Below are 23,140 nucleotides of genomic sequence, written 5' to 3'. Positions count from 1 at the left end.
AAATTAACGCTGGGTTCGCCCGCTTTCCGACTTTATTCTCATGAAAAAATCACTGCATTCCCTCGCCCTGGCCGCGATGCTGGCCACCGGCGCGCTGGTTAGCTGCGACAGCAAGCTGGACGTAGAACCCGTAAACCAGGTGCGGGCCGAAAAGGCCCTGCTGACTTCCGCCGACGTAGAAGCCGCTTTGGTGGGTTCCTACAGCGCCCTGAGCAGCAACCGGCTGTATGGGGGCTACATCCAGTTCATCTCTGACCTGCTGGGTGATGATGGCGACTTCGAGTTCGTGGGCACGTTCACCCAGCCCCGGGAGTTTATCGAAAAGGCCATTGAGCGGGACAACTCCTTCGCCGCCGCTACCTGGACCGATGCCTACCAGGCCATCAACATCACCAACAACGTGCTGGCCAACGGCGATAAGGTGGTAGCCGTGCGCAAAAACCGGATCGAAGGCGAGGCCAGGTTTATCCGTGCGGCCCTGTATTTCGAGCTGGTGCGCCTGTTTGGCCGCGACTGGAACGACGGCAACCCGCAGACTAACCTGGGCGTGCCGCTGGTACTCACGCCCACGAGCCGGATCGATGGCGCTTCGCTGGTATCGCGCAATACGGTGGCCCAGATATATACCCAGGTAATTGCCGACCTGACGGATGCCGAGGCCAAGCTGCCGGCGGGTAACGGTTTTTTTGCCACTAAAGGCGCTGCCGCCGCCATGCTGGCCCGGGTGTATCTGCAGCAGGGGCGCTACGCCGAAGCTGCTGCCGCCGCCAACCGCGTTATTGCTTCGGGTCGCTACCCTCTGACGGGTACTTTTGCTGAGGAGTTTGAAACCACCACCAACACTTCGGAGGATATCTTCGCCATTCAGATTACTTCCCAGGATGGGCTTAATGACCTGAATACCTATTTCTCGGTGTCGCAGCGGCAAGACATTGAAGTGAGCGAGGATTTCATTGACCTATATGAGGCTGATGACGAACGGGGCCAGTTTTTTGACGATGTCTACACGCTCAAGTTCGACCAGCAATATGGCAACGTGAAGGTGATTCGCTCGGCCGAAATGTACCTGATCCGGGCCGAAGCTAACCTGCGGGCCAGGGCATCGGTAGGCGCTACCCCACTGGCCGATATCAATACGGTTAGAGCGCGGGCCGGCGCTTCGCCACTTACTGCCGTCACCATTGACGGTGTATTGCTGGAGCGCCGGCTGGAGCTGGCTTTCGAAGGCTTCCGGCTGCACGATATCAAGCGGTTAAAGCAAAAAGTCGGTACCCTGCCCTTCAACTCGCCCAAGCTGGTGCTGCCTATTCCGCAGCGGGAGCGGGATGTGAATCCCAATCTGGTGCAAAACGAGGCTTACCTGTAGCCTTACGCCCAGCTAACCGTGCATAAAAGAGCCTCCCGGGATTCCGGGAGGCTCTTTTGTGTATGGTCATACCTGTTTACTTATCCCCGATCAGCACCTGCGGGGCCGTGCCCCGGCCGCTCATGATAATGACTTTGGTATTGGGAGAAGTGGCAATTTCCTTGTTGGCCTTGATGCTTTCGTACTGCAGCAGCTTGTCAGTGATTTCCTGGTTGATGATCTTCTGGTAGTCGGCAATGCCCTGGGCCTCCACGCGCTTGCGCTCGGCTTCCTGGCGCTCCTTCTGCACCACGAACTGCATTTTCTGGGCGTCCTGCTCGGCCGAAATCTTGCTTTCGATGCTGCGCTTCACCGACTGGGGCAATTGGATGTTGCGGATCAGGAGCTGCTCCAGCTGCAGGCCGCGGTTTTTGAAGTCGTCGGAAATGCTCTTGAAGATGCGGGCCTGAAACTCGTCGCGCTTGGTGGAATACAGCGCCACGGCATCGTAGTACACGGCGTTGTCGCGGATGCGGGTACGCGTGACGGGGCGCACGATGGCGTCCTGGTACGCCTCGCCGATAGTCGACAGCACCTTGGGCGTTTCGGCGGGCACCACGCGGTAGAGCACCGTCAGATCAATCACCACTTCCAGGCCGTCGGCGCTCAGCACCCGGATGGCGTCGTCGCCGGCCTGCTGGCCCTCGCTGCGTTGGGCCGACATGGTGTAGTTCTGGGTGCGGGTATCGAACTTGGTGACGTCCACCAGCGGATTCACCACGTTCAGCCCGCTGGTCAGAATGCGCGACTGCACCTGGCCGAACAGCGTCTGCACGCCTACCTGGCCGGCTTCAATCTGCACCACGGTGCTCAGGGCCAGTCCCAGAACCACCAGCACAAGGCCGCCAAGCAGCAGGGTGCTGCGAAACCGCTCGAAGCTGAAGGAGATTTTAGCGGCGTTGAAGCCCAGAATAAGCAACACGATACCCAGAAAAACGAGGGTCATACAGCAGGAGATGAGGTGAACCAGATAGTCCGGCGGTCAGACCGGGCGGCAATCAGGGCAAGGTAAGGGTTTGTCCTTTATCTTGTAGCTGAACGCTACTCGGGGTCGTCATCGTCGCCGTGGGGGCTGAAATCCAGCTCCCCGGCCACTTCCAGCGCGTCCTGAATTACTTCGTCCATCAGGGGCTGGGAATCCGCGTCGAGGGCCCGCTCAAACAGATTAAGCAGCAGCTCCCCGTCCTCATTCACGTACAGATTGGTGTAGAGCCGCTCAAACAGCTTGGCGTCGCGGGTGATGGTGGCGTCGATATCGGCCACGGACTGGGCCCGCAGCGCTTTGTGCAGCACCTCCAGCACGCGGCGGCTTTCCTCGTGGTCGCCGAGGTCGGCCAGTAGCTTCATCAGGGCCATGGCTACCCCCAGCCGGACCCGCTCGAAGCGGAAGGCTACTTCCGCCTTAGATGCCCGCGCAAACGTGGCGTAAGCCGTGGTAGTAGGCTCCGTCAGGAAGCGGGTGGCGTCTTCGGCCGTGGAAAAGGCCTGGTGGAGCAGCTGCTCGTAGGAAATAGCACTCATCAGTGGGGAAACAAGTAACGGATCCACCGGCTAAGCGGTGGCCCAGGCAAAAAAAGAGTTATTCTCAGGAAGCGGTGCACCCCGAGCCCTCAAAGGTACGATTAGCCGTAAGAGAAGTAGACTGGCCCCGGCCTGGCTCATCTGCTGCCGGATCAGGCTACCGTAGCTACCCTAACTCGCTCTGCCTTATGACACACAAGAAGAAATGGTTGGTATTCGCCCCCTCGGGGCTGCTGGTTATCGGGTTTGGCGCCTGTCTGATACAGTGGGCTACGGCCAAGAAAGCCGGTGGAGCACCTACGCCGGAGTGGGTCGCGGCGGGCACCGTGGCGCTGGGCGTTTTCAACGCCGGCATCTGCCTGTTTGGGCGCGGCGTGGCCGAAAACGTGTTGTACCAGCTGCGCGAAAAAGATTCCGGCGCCAGCCCTGGCAGTACTATACCCCAGGCTGCGCCTGATGCCGGACTGCCCGGCTAAGCTACGGGGCCCTGGCCGGCTACGGCGGCTGCCGGAGGTCAAGGCGGGTTGCCCTGGGCGTCGCGTCCGAAGGATCAGGCGGGCAGGGCCACCGTGCCGCGAACCGCGACCGAACAAATTCCAGCGCAAATATTAGGACTATGCCCAAAGTGGGCGAAATTAGCCCGCTGCTACAACCAGCGGCCGCGCCGGCCGGATATCCGGTGGCGGCGGACCTACTTTCTTTGTTCTTCTTTTCCCTGTTTGATGACGAAATTCTACTGCCGGAAGCCGGCCGCGCCTCGCTCCACGTGGCTTGCAGCCGCTCTGCTCGTACTGTTATTGCCCCTTTGGCCCCGGCTGAGTACTGCCCAGCCGACGGCGGGCCCGCTGCTGACGCCCAGCCAGTTTTTAGGCTATCCGCTCGGCAGCCGCTTCACCCCGCACGCCCAGCTGCTGAACTACGTCGGCCAGGTGGTGCAGAATGCCGGGGGACGCATGAAGGTTCAGCCCTACGGCACTACCTACGAGGGCCGGATCCTGGAAGTGGTGCAGGTCGGAACGCCCGAAAACCTGAGCCGCCTGGAGGAAATCCGCCACAACAACCTGCGGATGGCGGGGCTGGAAACCGGGGCGGTCCAGCGTCAGCAGCCGGCTATCGTGTGGCTGAGCTACAACATCCACGGCAACGAGTCGGTGTCGTCGGAGGCCGTGATGCAGGTGCTCTACGACCTGGCTGATTCCCAGAACACGCTCACCCAGCAGTGGCTGCAGAATGTGGTAGTGCTCATCGACCCCTGCGTGAACCCCGACGGCCGCGAGCGGTACGTGCAGTGGTACAACCGGGTGCGCAACCAGCAGCCCAACGCCTCGCCCTACGCCTGGGAGCACCACGAGCCCTGGCCCGGCGGACGCTACAATCACTACTTCTTCGACCTGAACCGCGACTGGGCCTGGCAGACCCAGCAGGAAAGCAAAACCCGCGTGGCGCTCTACAACCAGTGGCTGCCCCAGGTGCACGCCGATTTCCACGAGATGAGCGTGGACGACCCCTACTATTTCTCGCCCGCGGCCAAGCCCTTCCACGAGGATATCACCCCCTGGCAGCGCAACTTCCAGAACATCATCGGCGACTACAACCGCAAGGTGTTCGACAAGAACAACTGGCTCTACTTCACCCGCGAAACCTACGACCTGTTCTACCCCAGCTACGGCGACACCTACCCCTCGTTCAACGGCGCCATCGGCATGACGTACGAGCAGGGCGGCTCGGGCCGGGCCGGGGTGCGCGTAGCCAAGGCCGATGGCGATACGCTCACGCTGAGCCAGCGCATCTCCCACCACCACGCCGCCAGCCTGGCTACCATTCAGGCCGCTTCGGACCGGCACGTGGAGCTGATCCAGGAGTTTCAGAAGTACTTCACCACGGCCCGCACCAAGCCCGGCGGGACCTACAAAACCTTCGTGCTGGCCGGGGCCGGCGACCCGGGCCAGCTCCGCGCCTTCACCCAGTACCTCGACCGCCAGCAGATCCGCTACGGCTACGCGCCGCGCCGCCTGCGCACCAGCGGCTTCAACTACAGCTCCGGTAAAACCGAAACCGTGCAGGTAGAAGCCCAGGACCTGGTGGTGAGCATGTACCAGCCCAAATCGACGCTGGTGAAAGTGCTGTTTGAGCCCCAGTCCCGGGTGGAAGACTCGCTCACGTATGACATCACGGCCTGGGCGCTGCCGTACGCGTTTGGCCTGAAAGCCTACGCCCTGCGCGACAAGCTGGAGCCGGGGGCCAAAGCGGCAGCCAAGCCCACCGTGAGCGGCGCCACGGCCGGAGAAACGCCCTACGCCTACGTGGCCCGCTGGAGCAGCCTGCAGGATTTGCGCTTTCTGAGCCGCCTGTTGCAGCAGCGCGTGAAGGTGCGCGTGGCCCAGCGGGGGTTCGAAGCCGAAGGCCGGCAGTACCAGCCCGGCACCCTGGTCATCACCCGCACCGGCAACGAAAACCTGGGCCCCCGCTTCGACCAGCTCGTGCGGGCCCAGGCCGATTCCGCCGGAGTGCAGGTGCAGGCCGTCAAGTCCGGTTTTTCCACTACCGGAGCCGATCTGGGCTCGGGCTACGTGCGCTACGTGAACCGGCCCACCATTGGCGTTATTGCCGGGGAAGGAGTGTCGGCCACGGCGTTCGGGGAAGTGTGGCACTTCTTCGAGCAGCAGATCGGCTACCCCGTTACGGTGCTGGGCGCGGACTACCTGCGGAGTGTGCCGCTGCAGAAGTTCGACGTGCTTATTCTGCCCGATGGCGACTACGGCGATATTTACTCCGAGAAGAACCTGGAAAACCTGAAGGCCTGGGTACGGGCCGGCGGCAAGCTCATCGCTTTGGAAGGCGCGGCCAGCTTCCTGGCCAACAAAAAGGACTTCCTGCTCAAAACTAAGCCCGCTGACACCATGGCGGCGAAGAAAGCAAACCCCTACCGCCTGCTGCGCCGCTACGCCGATTCCGAGCGGGACCCCATCGACGACCGGGTGCAGGGCAGCGTGTACCGCGTGCAGCTCGACAATACCCACCCGCTGGCCTTCGGCTACGGCAGCACTTACTTCGCCCTGGTGCGCGATACGCTCAACTACCGCTTTATGGGCAAAGGGGGCTGGAACGTGGGCGTGCTGAAGCGCGACAGCTACGCGGCCGGCTTCGCCGGCCGGGATGCCCGCCGCAAGCTCACCGACACCTTCGTGCTGGGTAGTCAGGACATGGGCCGGGGCCAGGTGGTCTACATGGCCGACAACCCGCTGTTCCGCGGATTCTGGCAGGGCGGTAAGCTGCTGTTTGGCAACGCGCTGTTTTTTGTCGGGCAGTAAGCTCTGAGCAGTTACCTGGAGTGCAAAAAAGCCCTGTCAGATCACTGACAGGGCTTTTTTGCGGAGGGCGGACGAGACTAGTCGGTTACTTTGTCGACGCCTTTCTTGACGCCGCGTTTGGTGGCTTTGTAGCCTTTTTGGGCAACGCGGCCGGTTTTCTGACCTACTTTCCTGGCGGTCCGGCCTGTGCGGTCAACTACTTTGCCGGCGCGGGTTTTATCCTGCTCCTCCTGCACAGTCGTCGTCGTCGTCGACTGCGTGGTGGTAGGAGTCGTGCTCTGGGTCATGGTACCGGTAGTGGTCGTGCCGGTGGTAGTAGTACCGGTGGTGCCGGTGGGGGTAGTGGTCGTTTGAGCAAATGCGGAAACGCCGGAGAAGGCCACAACAGCCAGCAACAAGCTTATCTTTTTCATAGCAGGGAGTGCAATTGGAACATGAAACTGCCCCGTGTACGCGCTGCCGACCAATAAAGATGTGCTTATGGCAGCAGCAGCGAACTGTCGCCGTAGCTCAGGAAGCGGTAGTCATGGGCCAGGGCATGGTCGTACACGCGCTGCCAGTCCGGCCCGATCAGGGCGGCCACCAGCAGCAGGAGCGTGCTTTCGGGCTGATGGAAGTTGGTGATCAGGCCCTGCACCACCCGGAACCGGTAGCCCGGCGCAATCAGCAGCTGGGTGGTGGCGTGCAGGGCCTCGGCCCCGGTTTTCTCCAGATGTTCCAGCACTGCCCGCAACGCCTCAGTCAGGCTTACTTCCGGACCCGCTTCATAGGGCTGCCATTGGCTCACGTGCAGCGCCGATGCGTCGGGCTCCGCATTCTGGACGAGCCCGGACCCCAGCCAATACACGCTTTCCAGGGTCCGCAGGCTGGTGGTGCCCACGGCCAGCACGGGCCGCGGCAGCTGATCCAGTAATTGGCGCAGTACCGCTCTGGTTACCACGAAGGGCTCCCCGTGCATGGCGTGGCCCGCCATCTGGTCGGCTTTCACCGGCTGAAAGGTGCCCGCGCCGACGTGCAGCGTTACCCGCGCCGTGGTGATGCCGCGCTGGGCTATTGCTGCCAGCACCAGGTCGGAGAAGTGCAGGCCGGCCGTGGGAGCAGCTACGGCCCCTTCGTGAGCCGCGTACACCGTCTGGTAGCGCACGGCATCGACGTCGGTATCTTCCCGGTTCAGGTAGGGCGGCAGGGGCAGGTGGCCCGCCCCGCGCAATACCGCCGCAAACGGCAGGGCCGCGGGCTGCCAGCTGAACTGAATCAGCGAATAGCCCTCCGCGGCCTCCAGCCGCTCGGCCGTGAGCGTAGCCGCCTGGCCCTCGGCTTCAAATTCGAGGGTGACCGGCCCACCTTTCCAGCGCTTGCCGTTCCCGACCAGGCACTTCCACACGCTGCTGCCCGTCTGCTGCATGGCCGGCTCAATGGCGCGGTGGGGCGCAACGGGCTCCAGGCAGAACAGCTCAATGAGGCCCCCGGTAGGCTTGTGGAAGAACAGCCGGGCCCGAACTACTTTCGTGTCGTTGAACACGAGAAGGGCGTTCTGAGGCAGCTCGGCCGGTAAATCCTGGAAACACTGGTCCTGCAGGGTGCCGCCGCGGTACACCAGCAGGCGCGACTGGTCCCGGTCGGGGAGAGGCTCGGGGGCAATCCGCTCCGGGGGGAGCTGATAGGTGAAATCGTGGATGGAAAGCTGGCGTGGGTCGGGGAAAACGGACATAGGCCACAAAGATAAGCGCCCGGCTTCAAGGAAAGCGTAAAACCGGGTGCCGGCACCAGCTGAAAACCGGACTATTTCGCCTTGCGGAAAAACATCAGGTGCTGCTGGGGCAGGGTCTCCACGCTTTCTATGAATTCCAGCCCCACGGCGGCCATTTCCTTGCGGGCCTGCTCAATGCTCATCTTGTGGATCCGCTTGATAGGTACTGCCGGGTCTTCGGCGCGGTATTCAACCAGCGCCACCCGGCCCGTGGGCGTCAGCGCGGCCCGCACGGCCCGCATGATTTCGCGGGGATGGTCGAACTCGTGGTAGGCATCCACGATCAGCACCACGTCCACGCTGTTGGCGGGCAGGTTCGGGTTTTGCACCGTGCCCAGCACCGGCTCCACGTTGGAAGCTTTGATGCGCTCCTTAGTAGCCTTCAGCGAGGCAATCATCTCGGGCTGAATATCTACGGCCAGCACTTTGCCTTTGGCTACCAACGGACTGATCCGGAAGCTGAAATACCCCGTGCCCGCCCCCAGATCGGCTACCACGTCGGTGGGCTTAAGCTTGAGCTCCCGCAGCAGGATGTCAGTACCTTCCTCTTTCTGCCGTCCACTCCGCTCCAGCCAGTCGGCTCCCTCGTGGCCCATTACGTGGGCTATCTGCCGGCCCAGGTAATAGCGGCTGATGCCATTGGGGTCGGCCGGGGGGCGCGACTCATAGCCGGTGGTGTCGGGCGGCATGCGGCGGCGCTGCTCGGCCAGCGTAGTGGCCGTGCTTTCGGCGGGCAACTGGGTGCAGGCGGTATGCAGCAGAAAAAGGCCCGGGGCCAACACCCGCCAGGAAAAAGAAGGAACAAGAGTCATACGCACAGGGCAAAGAAACTGGGTTTTGCTTAACGTACCGGGGGCGTGAAGCGTTCGGCTATCAGCCCTCAACGAATGGAAACCGGTTTTTTATATAGGGTTTGCCTACTATAAGTGCAGTGCTACTTAAATACTTGGGCCAGTTGAAACCTCCCCACCCTGATAACCGACGGGAAAAATTCCTACTTTTTCCCGTCCGCGCCGTAAAATGCGCGTCGTTGCACCTTCACCAAACCCCAAGACCCATGAAACACCTGTCCGGAATTCTGAATAAGCTGACGGCTATGGCTGCCGTTGCCGTCGCCCTGAGTAGCTGCGGCCGCGGCGATTATGCCATGCTGCCCAAAACCACGCCGTATCATGGCACTGAGCGCTCAGTAGCTATCCGGCCTGCTGCTGCTCCCGCAGTGGTTGAAACGCCGGCAGCCGCCCCGGCTCCCGCAGTAGCCTTGGCTCCGGTGGCTTCGGCTCCCCAGCCGGCTGCGGCCGCCGTGCCGGTCCGGACCACGAAAGCACCGGTAGTAGCTTCCGCTCCGGCCGCGGTGAAAGCCCCGGCGGCGCCCCGGCTGAATCTGGTTCAGCGGGCTGCCGTAGCCAAGGTGATCAGCAAGGTGAATAAAGTAGCCAGCAAAACTTCCCTCAATAAGAAGGAAACCGCTTCTACCTCCAAGATAAGTGGAAACCTGCGCACGGGTATTATCCTGCTGCTGATCGGTTTGCTGTTGGGTATATTCGGAGGGGTTATTGGCCTTATCGGTGGCATCATTGCCATTATCGGCGTCATCTTCATCATCCTCTGGCTGCTCGACGAACTGTAGGAGCCGTTGACACCAGCCGAAAAGAGCCCCGATAGCAGTTGTTATCGGGGCTCTTTTTATGGGCCGGAATGGCGGTTTACTGTAGCCGGCTTTTCTGCCCAAACACCTACATCGGGTCTACGTCGGCTACCAGCCGGGCCTGCCTGAACTCCTTCTGGTCTTTCACCACGTTGATGGCCGCCGCAATCTGGCCTTTGGCGTGCTTGAGCACGGTGTGTTCCCGGTCGAGCTTGATGGTGATTTCCTGGAGGTAGAAGTTGCGGATGCGGAAGATGTAGGGCGCTTCGGGCCCCAGCACGGCCTCCCGCCCCAGCCGCTCCACCAGTTCCTGGGTCAGCAGAATGGCGGCCTGCTCGGCCACCAGCTGGTCCACGTGCTTCACCGTCATCCGAATCACGCGCATGAAGGGGGGGAAGCCGTACTCGCGGCGCTGGGTGATTTCGTACTCGTAGAATTCGAGGTAGTCGTTGCGGATCACCTTGTCGAAAATCACCTGGGCCGGGTCGGCGGTCTGGATGATGACTTTGCCCTTCTTGCCCTTGCGCCCGGCCCGCCCGCTCACCTGCACGAACATCTGAAATGCCCGCTCGTGCGCCCGGAAGTCGGGGTAGTGGATGATGCTGTCGGCGTTGATGATGCCCACCAGGCTCACGTTGGCGAAGTCGAGGCCCTTGGTCACCATCTGGGTGCCCACCAGCACGTTGGTGACCTGGTTTTCGAAGTCGCTGATGATCTGCTGGTAGGAGTTCTTGGCCCGGGTGGTGTCGAGGTCCATGCGCTGCACGTTGGCCTGGGGCAGCATCACCTTCAGGTCGTCCTCAATCTTCTCGGTGCCGAAGCCCACGGTTTTCAGGTTGCGCGAGCCGCAGGCGGGGCATTCCACCGGCATCCGGTCGTGGAAGCCGCAGTAGTGGCAGCGCAGCTCGTGGGCGTGCTTGTGGTAGGAGAGGCTCACCGCGCAGTTCTTGCACTTCGGAATCCAGCCGCAGTCGAGGCAGTTGATGAAAGGGGAGTAGCCGCGGCGGTTCTGGAACAGAATCACCTGCTCCTGCATGGCCAGCTTGCGCTCCATCTCGCTCATCAGCTCGGGCGTGAAGTGGTTGAGCATCTTCTTCGCGTCGCGGCTCTTGCGGGTGTCGACCAGCTCGATTTCGGGCAGACCGGCCTCGCCGAAGCGCTTGGTAAGCGAAACCAGGCCCCAGCGGCCGGCCCGGGTCTGGTAGTAGGTTTCCACCGAGGGCGTGGCCGAGCCGAGCAGGGTTTTGGCGCCCTGGAAGTTGGCCATCATCAGCGCTACTTCGCGGGCGTTGTAGCGCGGTGAGGGGTCGTACTGCTTGTAGCTGCTCTCGTGCTCCTCGTCCACGATGATGAGCGAGACGTTGTCGAAGGGCAGAAACACGGCCGAGCGCACCCCCACCACCACCTGAAAGCGGCCCGAAAGCACGCCGTTCCATACTTCCACCCGCTCATTGTCACTGAACTTGGAGTGATACACGCCCAGCCGGGTGCCGAACACGCGCATCAGCCGGGTGACGATCTGGGCCGTGAGGGCAATTTCGGGCAGCAGGTACAGCACCTGCCCGCCGCCCTCCAGGGCCTTGCGGATCAGCTCGATGTAGATTTCCGTCTTGCCCGCGCCCGTCACGCCGTGGAGCAGCACGATGTCCTTTTCCGTGAACTGCTTTAGAATGTCAGCCTGAGCCGTGAGCTGGGCTTCGCTGAGCGTGAAAGGCATCTTGGCTTCCGGCGAGTCGTCGAGCGGAAAGCGGGATACAATCACGTCGAACTGCTCCAGCACGCCGTTTTTGATGAGGGTGTTGACGGCCGACGGCGACAGGTGGGGGCTGCTGGTGAGCGACGCTTTTTCGGTGCCCTGGTGGTTGGCGTGCACATTCTGGTACACCGGCACCTTCTGCAGGTAGCGCATCAGCACGTCGAGCTGCTTGGGGCGGCCGGCCAGCTGCTGAAACAGCCCTTCCAGCACGTTTTCCTCCACGAAGTGGTGGGCCAGCCGTACCTTCTTCACCACCTTGGGCGAGTACTTGTCGGCCAGGTGCTCGAACAGAAAGATGACATCCTTCTGAATCAGCGACTTAATCACCTTATGAAAGTTGGTATTGCCCAGCAGCTCGCCCACGTCGGTAAAGGTCATGGCCTTGCCATCTTCCGTGCTCAGGGCCACGACTATTTTCTCCTCCGGTTCGCTAAGCGGGTACGCCGGCTCGTCGCGCACGAAAGCCGGGTGCAGCTGAATCCGCGACTCCGAGCTGAGCTTCAGGGCTGAGGGCAGGGCTGCATTTATCACCTCGCCCAGCGTGCACATGTAGTACTCGGCCATCCAGCGAAACAGCTTGAGCTGGGGCTGGGTCACTACCGGCGCGTCGTCGATGAATTCGAGCACGTACTTGGCCTGGTACAGGGCGGGCGGCGTTTCGTGCACGGCGGCCACGATGCAGCTGAGCGTCTTTTTGGCCCCGAACTGCACAATTACGCGGCCACCGATGACGACGTCGTCGTTCATCTCGTAGGGCACGCGGTAGGTGTAGAGCTTGGGCAGGGGCAGCGGCAGAATCACATCGGCAAACAGCGTGATGCGGTCCGTCGCGGCGGGCTCGGGCTGGACAAAGTCAAAGGTGAGGCTCAACGGGCAGGGTACTAAAAAACGGAACCGTAAAGATAAACCGCGCCGTCGATGATTCGGCTCACTGAGAAGAATACGGGTGGTCCAGGTTGAATATTTGGGCAGCGAAACGGCCACACTGAAAAAGAACGTCATTCCGAGCGCAGCCGAGGAATCTCGCGTGCTGATGCTGGATTACTATAGGACTTACGCAAAATGCTTTCACGCAGTGTTTCGCAGTGCGAGGACGTTAAACACTGCGAAACACTGCGTGAAATGGCACTAGGAGGGTTTTGCGTAAGTCCTATACTAATCAGACGACCCCACGCGAGATGCTTCGACTTCGCTCAGCATGACGTTCTGTTGAGCTCCTAACGCGCCTCCCGCAGCTGGGCCAGCGCCTCGGCCACGGTATGTACCGGCTGCCGGCAGGCGTGGTTGAAGCAGACGTAGAGCGTGGTTTGGCCATTCTGCGCCGGGCGCTGGCGGAGCAGGGGAAGCTCGTCGGTGGCCACCACTGCGCCGGCCAGCACGACGTTCGGCAGGAAATGGCGGCCCAGCTCGTGCCGCATAGCTTCCGCGGCGGGCCCGACGATGGCAATTTCCGCCGTGGGGTGGAGCAGGGCCGCGTAAAGCGAAGCCCAGTTGGTGAGGTGCTGAGGCTCTTGCACCACCAGTTCCTGCACCTGCTTCAGCATGGCCGCGGCCAACTCCCGGTAGTGGCTGTTGTCGAGGTGCAGGCCCAGGCGGTGCAGGTTGTGCGCCATCACGGAGTTGGAGCCGGGAATCACGTTGTCGAACAGCTCTTTCTTGCGGGCAATAAGCACTTCCCCGGTATCGTCGGTGTAGAAGAACTGCTGCTCGGTGGGGTCGAAGAAATGGCCCAGTACGTATTCCGTCAGGGTTTCGGCCTCGCGCAGCCACTGAGCATCGAAAGTGACTTCGTAGAGGCTGGTGTAGGCCTGAATCACCAGGGCGTAATCTTCGAGGAAGGCCTCAATGGTGGCGCGGCCCGCTTTGTAGTTACGAAACAGACGCGGACCCTGGCGCAGCCGGGCTTGCAGGAAGTGGGCGTTGCGGAGGGCCAGAGCCAGAAAGCGGGCCTCGCCGAAGGCCCGGTAGGCATCTGTCAGCCCGTTCAGCATCAGTGCATTCCAGCCGGTCAGAATCTTGTCGTCGAGGGCGGGGCGAATACGGTGGATGCGGGCAGCCAGAATCCGGGCTTTCCAGCCCTGCACCATATCGGCGACTACGCCGGGCGGGAGCTGGTGCTGCCGGGCGAAGTCGGCGTCCGAAGCGCGGCGGTGCAGGATGTTGCGGCCGTGTTCCCAGTTGCCGGGCGCCGTGCAGTTGTAGTAAGCGGAAAACAGCGGCTCCTCGTCGCCCAGCAGCTCCCGGAGCTCGTCCTGGGTGAAGACGTAGAACTTCCCTTCCTCGCCTTCACTGTCGGCATCGAGCGAGGAATAGAAGCCGCCTTCCGGACTGCGCAGCTCCCGTTCCACAAACGCTACCGTGTCGTACACGACCTCCCGGAACAGCTCGTCCTGCGTCACCTGAAAGGCTTCCGAGTACAGACTTATGAGCTGTCCGTTGTCGTAGAGCATCTTTTCGAAGTGCGGCGCCAGCCAATCGGTATCGGTGGAGTAGCGGGCAAAGCCCCCGCCGGCCTGGTCGTAGAGGCCACCCCAGGCCATTTCGCGCAGCGTCAGCGCCGCTTGCTGGAGCAAATCCGGGCTGCCGGTAGCCGCGTGGGCCCGCAGCAGAAAGCGCCAGATGCTGGGCATGGGGAATTTGGGCGCGCGGCTCGTTCCACCCTTTTCCTGGTCGAACTTCACGCTTAGGTTAGCGACCAGCAGCTTGAACTGCTCGGCCGAAACTGCCGCCTCGGAAGGGTGCAGGCTATATTTCTCCAGGTCGCTGGTGCGCAGGGCGCGGGCAAACTGCTCGGCTGACTGGTCCAGCTCCTGGCGGCTGTCGTTCTGGTAGGCCTGCCCGATGCTTTCCAGCAGCTGGGTGAAGCTGCGGGGCGCGAAGTAGGTGCCGCCGTAGAAGGGCTTGGCATCGGGGTTCAGAAACACGTTCAGCGGCCAGCCCCCCCGCAGGCCCATGGCGTGCAGCGCCTCCATGTACACCTGGTCCACGTCGGGCCGCTCCTCCCGGTCTACTTTGATGCAGACGAAATGCTGGTTCATCACCGCCGCAATGCGCGGATTCTCGAACGACTCGCGCTCCATGACGTGGCACCAGTGGCAGGCCGCGTAGCCGATGCTCACCAGAATCGGTTTCTGCTCGGCCTGCGCCCGGCTCAGCGCTTCCGGCCCCCACGGGTACCAGTCCACCGGGTTGTGGGCGTGCTGGAGCAGGTAGGGGCTGGACTCCTGGCTGAGGCGGTTGGGTGGGGCAGTTGACATAGCAGATACGCGGGAGAAAGAAACACAAAACCCAGCCGTCGCGGGGCTGGGTTTTGATTTACGGCAATTAAGCGGTTTCGTCGGGCTTCGCCGGCTTTTTGCGGGGCGGCCGAACCCGCTTTTTGGGGGCCGTAGCCACGGGCTCCGCAGCGGGCTCTGCCGGTTCGACTACCGGGGTCGGCGCTACGGGCTCGGGAGCGGGAAGTACGGCGGCCTCTACTGCGGGCACCAATACTACTTCCGGCACTGCAAGGGCCGGGGCTGCTTCATCCGGAGTTGCCACCGCCGTAGGCTTACGCCGCGGGGGCCGCACTGCTTTCGGCTTGGCCGCGGCTTTAGCGGCCGTTTTGGGCGGGGTAACAATAGGCTCCTTGGTGCTTTTGCGGGCCCGGGTCGGAGGCGTCCGTACAATGCCCTTGCCTTGCCGTACGGGTATCCGGGGCGCGTTGTCCGCGCCAGCCATGGGTACCAGCCAGTCCACGTTCGGGGTGGGCGCCGGCTTTTCTACCGGGGGCGCCGGCCTGCGCGGGGCGGGGGCGGCAACCGGCTCTGGCTCCGGCAGCTCATGAATCACTTCCAGCTCCTGAGTAAGCAGCGGCACTTCCGGCGCAGGCTGCGCAGGAGTCTGCGGTGCGGTGGCTAGTGCCTCAGAATCCGCCGACTCATCGGCCTGCTCCGCGGCTACCGGCATAGCGCCGGTTTCCAGGGGCTGCGGGGCTTCCAGCGCGGCGCGGGCCGCGTTCTTACGGGCGGTACGCTTGGCTCCCCCGCGGGAACGACGTTTCTTCTTGGGTTGCCCCGGCAGCTCTTCGTCGCCGGCCGTTTCCTCCAGGTCGCCTATTTCCAGCGCCTCCATTTCCAGCGCTTCCATTTCTACCGGTTCGGCGAAGGGAGCTGCTTCGACGGGAACTGCCGGGGCCGCCGGCTGGGGCTCGCGGCGCGGGGGCCGGGAGTTGTTGCGGCTGCGGGCGGGAGCCGGCGCTGCCGGTGGCGTTTCCCCGGACGTTTCCTGGTCGCCGATATCAATGCGCTCCTCGTCATCGTCCGGTTCAGGCTCCACCAACGGCTGGGGCTGGCGCGGCACGGGCAAGGCGGCCAGCTGCTTGTGCAAATCACGGATTTCCGGGCGCACATCGGCCTGGGTGCTGAGCTTCTGGAGTTTCTCCAGCGTGCTTTCCAGGAATGCCCGGTGCTCCGGCGCGGCCGGATGCAGGGGCCGGTGGCCCAGGTCCTGCTGCACCGCTTCCCAGTCCTTCTTAAAGCGGCCGAAATTCTGGTCGAAATAGGTACGCGTAAACCGCTCCCAGAGGTAGGTTTCGGCTACGTCCGACGGGTGCAGCATATCGGCCGCGTAGAAGCGGTAGTCGCGCAGGTCGTCCAGCAGCAGCTCGTAGGCCGGGAAGTAGGATACGTCGGGCAGCAGCTCGCTCAGGTAGTGGCAGGCCACGCGCAGCACCGACTTGCTTACCGCGTTCAGCGGCAGCGTGTCCTTGAGATGACGCACCGGACTCACGGTCAGAATAAAGCGCAGCTTAGGGTTTCTGAGGCGCAGCAGGGCGTGGGTTTCGGCTATGGCGTTAATCACCTCATCCGGCGTCAAAAGCTCTTTTTCGAACTTCTCGGCGGGGATTTTATGGCAGTTGTTGACCAACTCCTGGGTTTCCTGCAGCCGGTAGGCGAAGGCCGTACCCAGCGTCAGCACCACCACGTCGGCCGTTTCCAGAAACTGGCTGGTTTGCTGCACCACCTCCCGGATCTGTTGGAGCAACTCCACCGGTGAATCGGCCCCGATGTCGGCGGGCATATCGTAGCTCTGCCAGCGGCCCCGGGCTTCTACCAGATGCTGCTGCCAGTCCATTTCCTCGCCCGCCGCTGCCCGCAGCAGCATACAGGCCGAAATCGGGTTGAAAACGGTGCCAAACGGGTTTACCAGCGTGCTGACCTTATTGCGGGCCAGCCGGCTGCCAATGACGTCGGAAAAACAGGAGCCCACCGTCAGCACGCGGGCCGTGAGGGGCAGCTGAGCAGGATGGGGCGTAAGGGGTAATTCAGTGCGGAACATTCGAAAGCAATAGGGGCGTGAGCCGACCAACGGACCGGCAACCTACTCAACTCCCCTCTTTCAGCCAAAAGAAGCGGAGTGGGCCGCCCGTGGCGGCTGGATAACGGGCTAGCCAAAAGGGAGATGTCCAACAGGATTATTCCGGATTTTGGTTGCCAAAGGTACCGGGAAAAGAATAGAATAGCTTTTCGGCCGGCTAATACCCTTGCCCGGGCTGCTGAGCAGAGCGTAGGAGGCTTTGATTTTGTAAAGCGGAAGAGACAAAAAAAGCCTGACCACCGGAGTGGTCAGGCCTTCTTCGCTTGTTGTGCAGCAGCTTACTCCGCTACTACGTTGAAGCGGACCTGGTGCTTTACTTCCTTGTGCAGGTTCACGGTAGCGGTGTATTCACCGGCTGCCGTAGGCTCCTGATCGAAAGAAATACGCTTGCGGTCGATATCAATGCCTTTGGCTTTGAGGGCCTCGGCCAGCTGCAAAGTGGTTACCCGGCCGAAAATCTTGCCGCTCTCGCCTACTTTCGCTTTAATGTCGAAGGCCACGTCGCCAATCTGGTTGGCTACGCCCTGCGCTTCGGTTTTGATCTTCTCTGCTTTGTGAGCGGCCTGACGGACGTTCTCAGCAATGATTTTCTTGTTGGACTTGTCGGCCATAATAGCCAGACCCTGCGGGAGCAGGTAGTTGCGACCGTAGCCGGACTTTACAGTAACGATATCGTTCTTGTAGCCCAGGTTCTTTACGTCGTCTTTCAGAATTACTTCCATGACTTTGTTGGCTTATGGGTATTGGTTGTTGGTTGTTTGACTAGCCGATTCCCGGAGAAAGCGGCCGGGGCCAAAAACCAACAACGAAAAACCAATAACTAGACTATTTCAGCGAATCGGTTACGTAGGGCATCAGTGCCAGGTGACGGGCTTTGGCCACGGCCTGAGCAACTTTGCGCTGGAATTTCAGGCTCGTGCCCGTGATGCGGCGGGGCAGAATGCGGCCCTGCTCGTTCACGAACTTCAGCAGGAAGTTCGGGTCTTTGTAGTCCACGTACTTGATGCCGGCCTTTTTGAAGCGGCAATACTTAACGCGCGTGTCCTGCTTGTGGATTTTCTCGTTGGCTAGGCTCATATCCTTATTGTGCTACGGCGGCTTCCGATTCTTTTTTAGCTTTCTGCTGGTTCATCTCGCCGTTGCGACGACGCTGGCTGTACGACACGGCGTGCTTGTCGAGCACCGTGGTCAGGAAGCGGATGATGCGCTCGTCGCGGCGGAAGGCCAGCTCAAGCACGTCAACGATGTTGCCCGAGCCAGTGAATTCAACGAGGTGATAATACCCGGTTGACTTCTTCTGAATCGGGTAGGCCAATTTCTTGAGGCCCCAGTTTTCAGTGTGGATAATGTCGGCGCTATTTTCCTTAAGCACCTGGGAGAACTTCTCGATCGTCTCTTGTACCTGGCTCTCGTTCAGAACGGGAGTGAGGATAAAGACCGTCTCGTAATTTCTTACTTCCATTAGACGGGATGAAAAAATTAGGGTGAAAAACTTATTGAGGGGGCAAAGGTACACTTTATATCTACGCTATGCCATGGCCCATTGTAAAAATAGCCGAAATAGCCGCCGTAGTAAACGGCTGAGTAACAAGGAGGAAACATTTCTGCGGCGAACGGGTACTCTATAGGGTGATGTACTCTGCTAATACGGTGAGAGTATGGGACGGAGTTCAGGCTTCAGCTTGCGAGGGAGTTGATGCCGCCGTCTGCCGGATGCTGGTTTTAGAATCGTTCTACTCAACCGCCATAAGCCGAAAATTAGGCCGGCTGGGTTTGTTCTCTGCGATTCGCGACTTACATTTGTGGCCTTAAAGTACCCCCCCGCGTTTCTTTTCCCCAGTCAAATAGTGCTATGAATAGCATCCGACTTCGTTCTCTTTCCCACCTTTTTCTCACCCTGTTTCTGACGTTTGCTGCCGTCGGCCGTTCCTCGGCTCAAACGGTTGGTGCCGCTCCGGCAGTGAGTAAAGAAGGTGTAGTTCCCGGCGCTACCGCCGCGGCCGCTCCGGCTGCGGCTGCGGGTACCACCACTGGCGACGCCGCGGCTATCGCCGCCGGTGATGCTTTATTTAAAGGCAACTGCGCCCAGTGTCACGCCATCAACGACGTAGTCGTTGGTCCGGCGCTGGCCGGTATCGCCAAGCGTCGGCCGATATCGTGGCTGATTCCCTGGATCAAGAACTCCAGCAAGATGGTAGCCAGCGGCGACGAGTACGCCGTGAAGATCTACAACCAGTACCAGAAGCAGCAGATGCCGAGCTTCCAGCTCTCGGATGCGGAAATCACCTCCATCATTTCCTACGTTACGGCGGAGGAAGGTAAGACCGCCGGTGCTCCCGGAGCCGCTACGGGAATTACTCCTAAAGACGGCACTGAGACGCCGGGCGTCGCGGATGCTACCGCTTCCAGCAGCACCATTGACCTGCTGCTGATCATTCTGGTAGTAGTCCTGATCGTGATGGTAGTCACGCTGGTGATTATCGCCAACATCATGAAGGACGTGCTCCGCGGCCGCAAAGACCTCGATGGCCGCGACGTAGAGCAGATCGAGCAGCGCTTCGACTTTGCTAAGCTTTACAAGTCGCCGGTAGTGCGCGGGCTGGCCGTCGGCATCTTCGCCCTCGTGGTACTCTATGAATCAGTGCAGGGCGTAATGGCCATTGGCCTGACCCAGGGCTACCAGCCTACCCAGCCGATTGCCTTCTCGCACAAGCTGCACGCCGGCGAGCATGAGATCAACTGCGCTTACTGCCACACGTCGGTCTACAAGAGCAAGAGCGCCAACATTCCTTCGGCCAACATCTGTATGAACTGCCACTCGCAGATCAAGACGGAGTCGCCGGAAATCAAGAAGATCTACCGCGCTATTGAGCGCAAGCAGCCGATCCAGTGGGTCCGGATTCACAACATCCCGGATCTGGCTTACTTCAACCACTCCCAGCACACCCAGGTGGGCGGGATTGAGTGCCAGACCTGCCACGGCCCGATTCAGAACATGGAAGTGGTGTATCAGTATTCGGCCCTCACCATGGGCTGGTGCATCAACTGCCACCGCGAGACGCCGCTCAACACCAAGGGCAACGGCTACTACAACAACCTCGTGAAGCTGCACAACACGGCCAACGGCGCGGCCCCCTTCACGGTATCGTCGAACGGCGGTACGGAGTGCTCGAAGTGCCACTACTAGTTGGTTGAGGGGGGCTTAGGGTCTCGGGGTCTTGGTTAAGACGCCCGGGCACCGACAAGCACTCCGCCCAATACCTCTCAATAAAACAAGCCAAGCATTGACCTTGAGGACGATGACCGGCCGCAAAAGCCAAGTCCCCAAGACCCCAAGACCCCACACAAATGCAAGAGTCGCCTAAGTACTGGAAGGGAATTGAGGAACTGGAAAGCTCACCGGAGTTCGTGAAAACCGCGTTCAGCGAGTTTGGCGACTTTATGCCGATGAAGGAAGCCTATGGCACTTCGGACGCGACGGTAGCGCCCCGCCGGGATTTCCTCAAACTCATGGGCTTCGGCATTGCCGCCGCCACCCTGGCCAGCTGCGAAGCCCCCGTCCGGAAGGCCATTCCGTATCTGAACAAGCCCGAAGAGGTGGATCCGGGTATTGCCAATTTCTACGCCTCCACCTACTTCAACGGCACCGACTACAACAGCGTGCTGGTGAAAACCCGCGATGGTCGGCCGATCAAGCTCGAGGGCAACCCCGAGTCGCCGATTACCGGGGGGGGCCTGTCGGCCCGGGCCCAGGCTTCGGTGCTCAACCTGTATGATACCGGTCGTTTGCCGCACTTTGCCATCAAAGGCAAAAAGGCGGAAACGGACCGCGTCGACCAGGAAATCCGCACCAAGCTGGCGGCCACGACCGGCCGCATTGCCATCGTGTCGAATACCATCATCAGCCCTTCGACCAAGAAGGTTATTGCTGAATTCAGCGCCCGCTACCCTACCACGCAGCACGTGATGTACGACGCCAACTCCAGCTCCGCACTGCTGGGGGCTAACGGCGGCGTGCTTCCTTCCTACGACTTCAGTAAAGCCACCGTCATCGTGAGCCTGGGTGCCGACTTCCTCGGGACCTGGTTGTCGCCGGTGGAATTTGCCAAGCAGTACGTGGCCAACCGGAAAGTTTCGAGCGCGAAGCGGACCATGTCGCGGCACTTCCAGTTCGAAACGGCGCTGTCGCTGACCGGCTCCAATGCTGATGTGCGCGTGCCGGTGAAGCCTTCGGAAATGGGTACTATCGCCCGGGAGCTGTACAACGAAGTAACCGGTAGCGGCACCACCAGCAACGCCCGCCTCAAGAAAGCGGCCGCCGAGCTGAAAGCCGCCCGCGGTGCGGGCCTGGTTGTTTCGGGTTCGAACGACGTAGCCGTGCAGACGCTGGTAGCCGCTATCAACCAGGCTCTCGGTAGCGCCGGGGTTGACGTAGCTAATCCTTCACTGTTGCGCCAGGGCGATGATGCCCGCATGGTACAGCTGGTGAACGACATGAATAGCGGGGCTATAGGTGCCGTTATCTTCTACAACGCCAACCCTGCTTACGACCATCCGCTGGCCGATAAAGTGAAGAAGGGCATCGCTAAAGTGCCACTGAGCATCTCGTTCAACGACCGTCTGGACGAAACCGGCTCGCTGTGCTACTACGCCTGCCCCGACCACAACTACCTGGAATCGTGGAATGACTACGAGCCCAAGCGTGGTTTCCTGAGCCTGGCCCAGCCAGTGATTTCGCCGCTGTTCGCCACGCGTCAGGCCCAGGACAGCCTGCTCACCTGGGCCGGCAGCCCACAGACCTACTACAACTACCTCCGCGCTTCCTGGCGCGGTATTCTGGGCGGCGACTTTCAGAAAGCCTGGGATGCTGCCGTGCACGATGGCGTAGCCACCGGCACGCTGCTGGCTGCGGCAACTCCTGCGGCTCCGGCCATGAGCGTGCAGCAGGCAGTAGCAACGCTGTCGGCCGTGCCTAAGGGTGGCGCGGTGGAGCTGGCGCTGTACGAGAAAGTAGGGGTCGGTACCGGCAGCTGCGAGGCCAACAACCCGTGGCTGCAGGAATTGCCCGACCCGATTTCGAAAGCCACCTGGGGCAACTACGTGGCCGTGCCGCGCGACATGGCCGTGGCCAACGCGTGGGAGCAGGGCGACGTGGTAAAAATCACCGCCAACGGTAAATTCATTGAGCTGCCCGTGCTGATTCAGCCCGGTCAGGCGAAAGGAACCGTGAGCATCGCCATCGGCTACGGCCGTGAAATGGCGGGCAAAGTGGGTGACAAAGTAGGCGCCAACGCGTACCCGATGGCCGTAATGGCGGCGGGCAACAGTATCACCTACGCCAACGTCGTTACGCTGGAGAAAACCGGCGCGCAGTCGACCATTGCCCAGACCCAGACCCACCACACCATCATGGACCGGACGGTGCAGGTAGTGCAGGAGTCGACGCTGGCCAAGTACGTCGAGAACCCGAAGGAAGTAACCGAGTACGAAAAGGTTGCCACTCCGGACGGGCTGGAGTCGCCGAGCAGGGTTTCGCTCTGGGATGACTACGAATACAAGAACCACCACTGGGGCATGGCCATCGACCTCAACTCGTGCATTGGCTGCGGCTCGTGCGTGATTGGGTGCCAGGTGGAAAACAACATTGCCGTAGTGGGCAAGCAGGAGGTTATCAACCGCCGCGAAATGCACTGGATGCGCATCGACCGCTACTATAGCTCCGACGCCAGCAAAGAGGATTTCGAGGAAAAAGGCAAGCTGGCGACCTACGCCGCCATGGAAGACCCATCGGAGAACCCCTCCGTGATCTTCCAGCCGATGATGTGCCAGCACTGCAACCACGCGCCCTGCGAAACGGTATGCCCCGTACTGGCTACCACGCACAGCTCGGAAGGGCTGAACCAGATGACCTACAACCGTTGCGTAGGAACCCGCTATTGCGCCAACAACTGCCCGTATAAAGTGCGCCGCTTCAACTGGTTCTCGTACACTTCGAATGAGAAGTTCGAGAACGTGAACGGCCATATGTTCACCGACCTCGGCCGCATGGTGCTGAACCCGGACGTAACGGTACGGGCCCGCGGGGTAATGGAGAAGTGCAGCTTCTGCGTGCAGCGCATTCAGCTCGGGAAGCTGGAAGCCAAAAAAGAGAAGCGTCGTCCGAGAGATGGGGAAGTAGTAACGGCCTGCGCGCAGTCCTGCCCTACGGAAGCCATTGTGTTCGGGGACATGCGGGACCCGGAAACGCGGATTTCGCAGCTGTTGCGCCGCGAAGACGGGGAGCGGGCTTTCCACGTACTCGATACCATCAACGTGCAGCCAAACGTCACGTACCTGACTAAGATCCGCAATACCGAAGCCGTTCGGAACGCATAACCATAGGATAGCAGGG

At 61.1% G+C, this 23,140-nt stretch carries 17 protein-coding genes; 6 read left to right on the top strand and 11 right to left on the bottom strand.

Features of this window, described 5'->3' with window-relative positions:
* The first annotated feature begins 40 nt into the window (after positions 1-40).
* Positions 41-1,366 (top strand): RagB/SusD family nutrient uptake outer membrane protein, encoded by a 1,326-nt coding sequence (locus ABD833_RS04045; RefSeq protein ID WP_345071146.1) that lies wholly within the window; start codon positions 41-43, stop codon positions 1,364-1,366.
* Positions 1,367-1,442: 76 nt separating this feature from the next.
* Here the strand turns inward: ABD833_RS04045 and ABD833_RS04040 are convergent, their stop codons facing one another.
* Both ABD833_RS04040 and ABD833_RS04035 read right to left on the bottom strand, forming a co-directional pair.
* On the bottom strand, positions 1,443-2,351 hold the full coding sequence (locus ABD833_RS04040) for a prohibitin family protein (protein WP_345071144.1): 909 nt from the start codon (positions 2,349-2,351) through the stop codon (positions 1,443-1,445).
* 95 nt (positions 2,352-2,446) lie between these two features.
* The gene (locus ABD833_RS04035) at positions 2,447-2,926 is read right to left on the bottom strand and encodes a hypothetical protein (protein ID WP_345071142.1); all 480 of its coding nucleotides are present in this window, start codon (positions 2,924-2,926) and stop codon (positions 2,447-2,449) included.
* Positions 2,927-3,114: 188 nt separating this feature from the next.
* On the opposite strand from ABD833_RS04035, the gene ABD833_RS04030 reads away from it, so the two are divergent.
* Positions 3,115-3,402, top strand: a complete 288-nt coding sequence (locus ABD833_RS04030; protein WP_345071141.1) for a hypothetical protein — start codon at positions 3,115-3,117, stop codon at positions 3,400-3,402.
* 321 nt (positions 3,403-3,723) lie between these two features.
* Entirely contained in the window at positions 3,724-6,237 is a 2,514-nt protein-coding gene (locus tag ABD833_RS04025) for a M14 family metallopeptidase (RefSeq protein WP_345071140.1), read from the top strand.
* A 77-nt stretch (positions 6,238-6,314) separates the two neighbouring features.
* On the opposite strand, the gene ABD833_RS04020 is transcribed toward ABD833_RS04025, so the two are convergent.
* From ABD833_RS04020 to ABD833_RS04010, 3 genes are all read right to left on the bottom strand, one after another.
* Entirely contained in the window at positions 6,315-6,650 is a 336-nt protein-coding gene (locus ABD833_RS04020; RefSeq protein ID WP_345071138.1) for a hypothetical protein, read from the bottom strand.
* Positions 6,651-6,715: 65 nt separating this feature from the next.
* A complete protein-coding gene (locus tag ABD833_RS04015; RefSeq protein WP_345071137.1) occupies positions 6,716-7,948 on the bottom strand; it encodes an S-adenosylmethionine:tRNA ribosyltransferase-isomerase in 1,233 nt (410 codons plus the stop codon).
* Positions 7,949-8,019: 71 nt separating this feature from the next.
* Positions 8,020-8,799 (bottom strand): class I SAM-dependent methyltransferase, encoded by a 780-nt coding sequence (locus ABD833_RS04010; protein ID WP_345071136.1) that lies wholly within the window; start codon positions 8,797-8,799, stop codon positions 8,020-8,022.
* A gap of 245 nt (positions 8,800-9,044) precedes the next feature.
* Here ABD833_RS04010 and ABD833_RS04005 point away from each other — a divergent pair, with 245 nt between their 5' ends.
* Complete coding sequence (locus ABD833_RS04005) at positions 9,045-9,617, top strand: hypothetical protein (protein ID WP_345071135.1); 573 nt, start codon at positions 9,045-9,047, stop codon at positions 9,615-9,617.
* Between the two features lie 106 nt (positions 9,618-9,723).
* Here the strand turns inward: ABD833_RS04005 and priA are convergent, their stop codons facing one another.
* The 6 genes from priA to rpsF all read right to left on the bottom strand — a co-directional run bounded on the left by priA (position 9,724) and on the right by rpsF (position 18,211).
* Positions 9,724-12,261 (bottom strand): replication restart helicase PriA, encoded by a 2,538-nt coding sequence (gene priA / locus ABD833_RS04000; protein ID WP_345071134.1) that lies wholly within the window; start codon positions 12,259-12,261, stop codon positions 9,724-9,726.
* A 347-nt stretch (positions 12,262-12,608) separates the two neighbouring features.
* Positions 12,609-14,648 (bottom strand): thioredoxin domain-containing protein, encoded by a 2,040-nt coding sequence (locus tag ABD833_RS03995; RefSeq protein WP_345071133.1) that lies wholly within the window; start codon positions 14,646-14,648, stop codon positions 12,609-12,611.
* Between the two features lie 67 nt (positions 14,649-14,715).
* Entirely contained in the window at positions 14,716-16,710 is a 1,995-nt protein-coding gene (locus ABD833_RS03990; protein WP_345071132.1) for a GSCFA domain-containing protein, read from the bottom strand.
* 317 nt (positions 16,711-17,027) lie between these two features.
* The gene (gene rplI / locus ABD833_RS03985; RefSeq protein WP_345071131.1) at positions 17,028-17,471 is read right to left on the bottom strand and encodes a 50S ribosomal protein L9; all 444 of its coding nucleotides are present in this window, start codon (positions 17,469-17,471) and stop codon (positions 17,028-17,030) included.
* Between the two features lie 103 nt (positions 17,472-17,574).
* A complete protein-coding gene (rpsR, locus tag ABD833_RS03980) occupies positions 17,575-17,826 on the bottom strand; it encodes a 30S ribosomal protein S18 (protein WP_345071130.1) in 252 nt (83 codons plus the stop codon).
* 4 nt (positions 17,827-17,830) lie between these two features.
* The gene (gene rpsF, locus ABD833_RS03975; RefSeq protein ID WP_345071129.1) at positions 17,831-18,211 is read right to left on the bottom strand and encodes a 30S ribosomal protein S6; all 381 of its coding nucleotides are present in this window, start codon (positions 18,209-18,211) and stop codon (positions 17,831-17,833) included.
* A gap of 390 nt (positions 18,212-18,601) precedes the next feature.
* On the opposite strand from rpsF, the gene ABD833_RS03970 reads away from it, so the two are divergent.
* Both ABD833_RS03970 and ABD833_RS03965 read left to right on the top strand, forming a co-directional pair.
* Positions 18,602-19,936, top strand: coding sequence for a c-type cytochrome (locus tag ABD833_RS03970; RefSeq protein WP_345071128.1), 1,335 nt, complete (start codon positions 18,602-18,604; stop codon positions 19,934-19,936).
* A gap of 161 nt (positions 19,937-20,097) precedes the next feature.
* The gene (locus ABD833_RS03965; protein WP_345071126.1) at positions 20,098-23,124 is read left to right on the top strand and encodes a TAT-variant-translocated molybdopterin oxidoreductase; all 3,027 of its coding nucleotides are present in this window, start codon (positions 20,098-20,100) and stop codon (positions 23,122-23,124) included.
* The last annotated feature ends 16 nt before the right edge of the window (positions 23,125-23,140 follow it).

This window comes from Hymenobacter fastidiosus (assembly GCF_039539565.1).
GTDB lineage: Bacteria > Bacteroidota > Bacteroidia > Cytophagales > Hymenobacteraceae > Hymenobacter > Hymenobacter fastidiosus.
Note: the sequence above shows the minus strand (reverse complement) of the source record. Positions and strands in the feature narration are given on the sequence as shown.